3 protein-coding genes and 3 pseudogenes are annotated in these 5,847 nt (G+C 36.1%); 3 read left to right on the top strand and 3 right to left on the bottom strand.

Annotated features, from left to right (window positions below; genetic code table 11):
- The 3 genes and pseudogenes from GCA01S_RS18675 to GCA01S_RS21480 all read left to right on the top strand — a co-directional run.
- Nucleotides 1-849, top strand: an 849-nt coding sequence (locus GCA01S_RS18675; RefSeq protein WP_042412427.1) for an APC family permease, incomplete at its 5' end; no start/stop codon positions are given.
- Between the two features lie 69 nt (nt 850-918).
- Nucleotides 919-1,038 (top strand): annotated as a pseudogene (locus GCA01S_RS21215) (DDE-type integrase/transposase/recombinase); the annotation flags it as partial.
- A gap of 488 nt (nt 1,039-1,526) precedes the next feature.
- Nucleotides 1,527-2,604, top strand: a pseudogene (locus tag GCA01S_RS21480) (YVTN family beta-propeller repeat protein).
- A 124-nt stretch (nt 2,605-2,728) separates the two neighbouring features.
- Here the strand turns inward: GCA01S_RS21480 and GCA01S_RS18665 are convergent.
- From GCA01S_RS18665 to GCA01S_RS18655, 3 genes and pseudogenes are all read right to left on the bottom strand, one after another.
- Nucleotides 2,729-3,241 carry a QcrA and Rieske domain-containing protein gene (locus tag GCA01S_RS18665; RefSeq protein WP_042412420.1) on the bottom strand — a complete coding sequence of 171 codons (513 nt, stop codon included), beginning with the start codon at nt 3,239-3,241 and terminating at the stop codon, nt 2,729-2,731.
- 788 nt (nt 3,242-4,029) lie between these two features.
- Nucleotides 4,030-5,328 carry a cell wall-binding repeat-containing protein gene (locus tag GCA01S_RS18660; protein ID WP_369818787.1) on the bottom strand — a complete coding sequence of 433 codons (1,299 nt, stop codon included), beginning with the start codon at nt 5,326-5,328 and terminating at the stop codon, nt 4,030-4,032.
- Between the two features lie 147 nt (nt 5,329-5,475).
- Nucleotides 5,476-5,832, bottom strand: a pseudogene (locus GCA01S_RS18655) (DUF302 domain-containing protein).
- Nucleotides 5,833-5,847 lie beyond the last annotated feature (15 nt).

Here is a 5,847-nt window from a genome sequence, read left to right as displayed (position 1 = left end):
CTATCCGTCATTTTATTATTTATAATTGTCGGAATATTCTATGTTCGACCGGAAAATTGGGATCCATTCATACCATTTGGGTGGAAAGGAGTTCTCGCAGGAACTGCTACAGTGTTCTTTGCATTTTTAGGGTTTGATGCAGTTGCAACTGCGGCAGAAGAAGTGAAAAAACCGCAGCGTGATTTGCCAATTGGCATTATCGTTTCTTTATTCGTGTGCACTCTTTTATACGTTATTGTTAGCTTAGTCTTAACAGGAATGGTTCCATATCATTTATTAAATGTTTCCGACGCGATGGCATTTGCGCTTCATGCAGTCGGACAAAATTTGGTTGCAGGGGTTATATCAGTTGGAGCAATTGCTGGCATTACAACAGTTATATTTGTTTATCTTTACGCAACAGTGCGCGTTCTGTTCTCTATGAGTCGCGATCGTTTACTGCCAAAACCGTTCTCAGTAGTCCATTCACACTCTCAAGCGCCTGTTTTTTCGACATGGATTGCAGGATTTACTGGAGCGGCAATTGCTGGATTTATTGATTTGAGGGCATTGTCCAACTTAGTCAATATTGGCGCTTTGTTAACCTTTGTGATGGTGGCCTTATCCGTTATTGTACTGCGCAAAACACATCCAAATCTGCAAAGAGGGTTTAAGGCCCCGCTTGTTCCATATCTTCCAATATTGACAATTGCGTGTTGTATCTTCTTAATGACTCGTCTTGCGCTTGAAACGTGGTTGTATTTCAGCATTTGGATGATTATAGGTTTAAGTATTTATTTTATCTATAAAATGAAGCGTCAAAAAGATTCACACCAAGAGCAAAAATATATGATGAAAAAAGCAAACTAGAAAAGCAGGATAATCATAAGTTATAAATAGGATTCTGGTACAAAAAATTTCTGCAACTGGACATACTGATACTATCTATCAATTGTAAGAGATAAACAAGCAGCCAAGCGCTTTTTCAAGAAAGCCTTGGCTGTTTCTCATATTTGTAAACCTAGTGTCATCACAGTCGATAAGCATCTGGCTTACCCTGACTTACAAATACAAAAAATATCATAATTTAAACGAAATTTTTCTCACTTTTGTCCCTTTCTTATCAGCTCATTCTCCTCCATATAATAACAAAATATGTATGAAAAACAAAGATTCCTTAAAGTCGTTTCTGAATGTATTGTTTTCTATATCAATTACCTCTATAACACCGTTTCGGATAGTACGGAATGCTTTTAACCTTTGGGCATTATCTATAAAACCAAGTTTGATAAACTGATTCCATGTCCAATCGATACTCTTGAATCATTCTTTCGAATTTCGTCCCCACAATAGTTCCACCTTCTTATTGAATAAATAAATTAAAATAATTTTTATTTTACAAGATAAATTTGCATAATTTATGGATTTCAATAAATTGTAACTGTTAGGAACCATTTCATTTTTATTGTGAAATTCGTCACAGCAAGTCAATATTTTTGTTACTATCATGTTTTTAGATTAAATTCAGTAAAAAGGAGAAATATTTCATGCGTAAAGTTATCATCACGGTAACCTTATTATCATTATTTATATTTGCTCTAACAGGTTGCGGGGTTACGTCTCAAAAAAATGATGCTACTTCAGGGGAGAGTGAACAAAATAAGCAGTCTGAAACTACTACAAAAGAACAAAGTAAAGAACACGAAGCGAAAAAATATTATTTTACTGCTAATGAAGGCGGAAGTATTTCAAAAATTGATTTAAAAACGAATAAAGTTGTCTCAACAATCAAAGTAGACGGTGCCGTTCACAATGTCCAAGTCTCTCCTGACGGAAAAATTCTCGGTGCTACTTTAGTTCCGGAAATGCAACACGGAAATAATCACTCCATGGAGATGAAAGGAATGGCGGTATTTATAATACAGAAACAGACGAATTAATTAAGAAAGTGAAAGTCGAGAATCATCCAGTTCATATCGTTTTCACTGAAAATGGAAAGTACGCTCTCGTAGCCAATAATGAAGATAATAACGTTTCTGTGATTGATATGGCGAGTTACTCGGTAACCCAAACAATTCCAACTAGAAAAGGACCTCATGGGTTCCGTATCTCAAAGGATAGTAAATACGCGTATATCGCCAACATGGGAGAAGACAGTGTAAGCGTTCTTAATTTAGAAACAATGAAAGAAGAAAAGAAAATGAAAGTAGGATCTACTCCTGTTACAACAGGCATTACTTCAGACGGTAAAACGTTAGTCGTAACGTTAAATGCAGAGAATTCGCTTACCATTGTTGACTTAGCAAGCGGCAAAGTGAACAAAGTTCCTGTCGGTCAAGGACCGGCTCAAGTGTACATGGATTCCGACGATACGTTTGCCTATGTAGCCAATCAAGAGACAAAAGATGCACTATCTCATTCCGTAAGCAAAATAAACATAAAAGCAAAAAAAGTAGTTGCCGCGATTGAAACAGGCAAAGGGGCACACGGAGTAGTCACAAGTCCGGATCATAAATATGTTTTCGTCACCAATATGTGTTTAAAAACACGGTTAGTGTCATTGCCAAAGAACAAAACAAAGTAATAAAAACGGTTCAAGTAGGTGAAATCAGCGTCATGCCATAAATAGAAAAAAAACAGCAGGTTGAGTTTTCAAGCCTGCTGTCTTCTCTATTTACTGAATATGAAAAAAGGATTTTCTTCCGATTTTCGTTTTTATTGTGGCATCATCCCATTAAATCACCAGTTTTTAGTCTTTTTTATTTTCCCTTTTTATCGGACTTAGCACAGCAATATAAACATTGCCATCCTGAATGTAAGAGTCAAATATATCTAACGGTCTTGGTGGCGGTCCCCCTACATTGATACCATATTCATCATATTGCCCTCCGTGGCATGAGCAAGAAAAGCGGATACCCTTTTTTTGCATTTCTAATTCAGCATCTCCTATTATACAGCCTAGATGGGTACAAACTGGGGACATAATTAACAAAGAGTTATCTTCTTTATTTTTATTGATATACACAAATCCCTCGATTTCCTGCTCAGTCCATGCATCTTTTATTTTTACTTTATATGGCACCTTTTTCGGAAATTCTCCCTTTTCTAACTCGCTTAAAGGCCCCAGATTGGCCATGGATCTTGTATCGATATTTTTCTTATCGTTACTACAAGCAGCTAGCCCTATGGGCAATACCGAAACAGCAAATAATCCAGCTGCTCCTTTTAACGATCTGCTAAGAAAATCTCTCCTATTCAACATAAAGCTTCCCTCCTTATCATCTTTAAGAATAGAGATATTTCCACCTTTTCTTAATCTGCGTCAAACTTCCAGTCCATCAATCCCAAGCATTGCTTTAGATTTCAAAATAAATTCTTTTTCCGGCAACCTACAATATGATATGATTACTTATATGTCCTTCTTGTTTCATCGTTTATTGGTTCATTCTGTCATGATTCATCATATGTTCCATCATTTTATCTCCATTACTTTGACACTGTTCATACATTTTTCATAATAATTGTTTCTCTGAGAAATATGGATGCATTTGTTTCATCATTGGTAACATTTGTTCCCAATCATTATTATCATTTTTATTTGCCGCAAAAACAGCTGTAGCTTACACAAAAGCTGAAACAAGTACAAACAAACCTGAAATAAGTTTTTTCATTTTCTACACCTTCATCCTTTTACGGTTTTAGAATAAAGGAAAAGTATGGAGAAAGTATGGAGAAAGTGTGGGTAAAAATTCGCAAAATTTTGTCGTAGATTTATTATATGGAAATTTGATGTTTTCAAAAATCGATTAGAATTCTAATGGCTCTGTCATCATAATCATACTTTGTTGCTTACATGTTTCTTAAACAACGTGAATCATTGCAAATTAGCTTGTAAAAGTTGTATGTGATGATATGCGAATAATTCAAAAACCTTTGATGTTGGTTGAATGCCATATGTTTGCATCGTCATATTAATACCACGAGTTTCAAAAATAAAAAAACAGCTTGCTCGGCTTGCAAGCTGTTTTGCGTATATAGATTTACGTGCTTCTAATGTCCTACATGTCCTTCTCCGGTTGCGGGAACAATTTCGAGCTTTTCATCGATGATTCCTTGTGTTTGATAAGAGATGGAACGGAATGTACCAGATAAAAATGCGTGGTTATACGGTCCTACTGTTGGATCATCCGTAAAAGTTGGTTTTAAACGAGCTAAAAATTCATATACGTCCTTTGTTAGTGCTCCATTCTCTAGCCATATTAAAGGTGCGTGTTTTCCTAGATGAGAAAATGGCGCAGCCGCAATCGCTAGTTCAGGGGTTTTCGTTGAAATAAATGATACACCATGCCCCGGATTATTTAGTCCCCATCCAAATTTTGTTTTTTCATCTTTGTAGGTAGCAAAAGAAACGGATTGTTGCACCGGTGTATCGCCCGCTATTCGGACAACGGTGCCAAATGATTTTAATTCGTTTTCCACTTTTTTAGAGATTACTGATTCGGGACCTAAAAGATATATATTTGCTTTTCCTTTTCTTTGCTGTAACGCCTCTTTGGTTGGTTGTGGAATGTCATTTGCCGTAACATACAGTAACGGTTCTTCCATGTGGGCAATCCAATTGGCAGCTGTAAGAGTGTACAATTTCGCCTTATCTTCCAAAGAACCAATAATCACACTTTGCGGAGTCTTACCAGCAATGTCGCTGTAAAATTGGTCAATTTCTTTCGCAAACGCAGCTGGATCTATTTCACTAATTTGTTTCATCTTAAAATTCTTTAATTTATCTAGTTCGCTTTTCTTGAGATTTCCCATCACCATGATTTGCGTACCGTTAGCTGTACCTAAAGGTTGAAGACGATTTATTTCCTTTAAAACGGCATCCGGTATTTTTTGATCTTTTGTAAATAAAACAGGACCGTTGTTCGGATGATGAATTAAGTCTACACTTGCCAATGCCATTTGCCAGTTTTCAACAGGCACTAAAATAATTCCGCCGGGCTGGTTTTCTTTATGAGTGGCAGGCCAAACCATTTGTGAAACCATGACGGATAATTTGATGGGATCATCTGTGTTTATACGGGTAACGTTTTTCGTCGCTGTTATCATGATGTTTTGGTTCGCTAAACGGTTGAAAGAACTTGGTGGCTTCGCGAACTCCATTTCATTTGTTTTGTTATCTTTGTCTTTATCATTGGAGGACATATCCATATCTTCATGATTCATATTTGCATGATCCATTTCTTTCGAATCATGATCCATCTGATTATGGTCATTGTTTTGATTGTTACATCCGGTAATGATAAAGACAGGTAGCACGGCTACTAGGACTCCCCTAAGTAATTTACCGATCATGTGTAATCCTCCCTGAAAGAATCTTTTCTTTTTATATTTATCCCCATTCGTTATTACTTTTAAGCTTTTCCCAAATTCCATAATAAAAGGCTTTTTATCAAAAGATTTAAACAATGTTATTTTCGGTTTATTTTTAGCAGCTATTTATCTGCATTCATCGATACAGGATATCAACCTTTTTTCAATGTCCCCCGCTAAGTTTTTCAGTTCTTCATGATTCATCATGCTGATCAACGTGGTTGGTTTTGGCATACCTATTTTTGTTGTTTCATTCTCTTTATACACTACGATTTTGCATGACAGAAAATAACCTGCTAATAAGTTTTCAGAAAGCACACGCGCTGCTTCTTGCGGATTACATATTTCCAAAATCACAAATGGTATTTGAGAAAGTTAAACCCTTTTTCCTGCAGCTTTTCCGTTACATTAAATTCATTCCCACAAAACTCCGAACCCTTCTCTTTTTAAACTTTCTTCCAACATATTTATTGTTTCATTCATTTCCTTTTGTGCTTC

Origin of the sequence: Parageobacillus caldoxylosilyticus NBRC 107762, assembly GCF_000632715.1 — a bacterium.
GTDB lineage: Bacteria > Bacillota > Bacilli > Bacillales > Anoxybacillaceae > Saccharococcus > Saccharococcus caldoxylosilyticus.
The sequence above is the reverse complement of the archived record's forward strand: the minus strand, read 5'-3'. Positions and strand labels throughout refer to the sequence as shown.

Coding starts and splice junctions, on each gene's coding strand:
- GCA01S_RS18665 (WP_042412420.1), bottom strand. CDS start 3,241: ATGTTGAATAGGAGAGATTTTCTTAGCAGATCGTTAAAAGGAGCAGCT.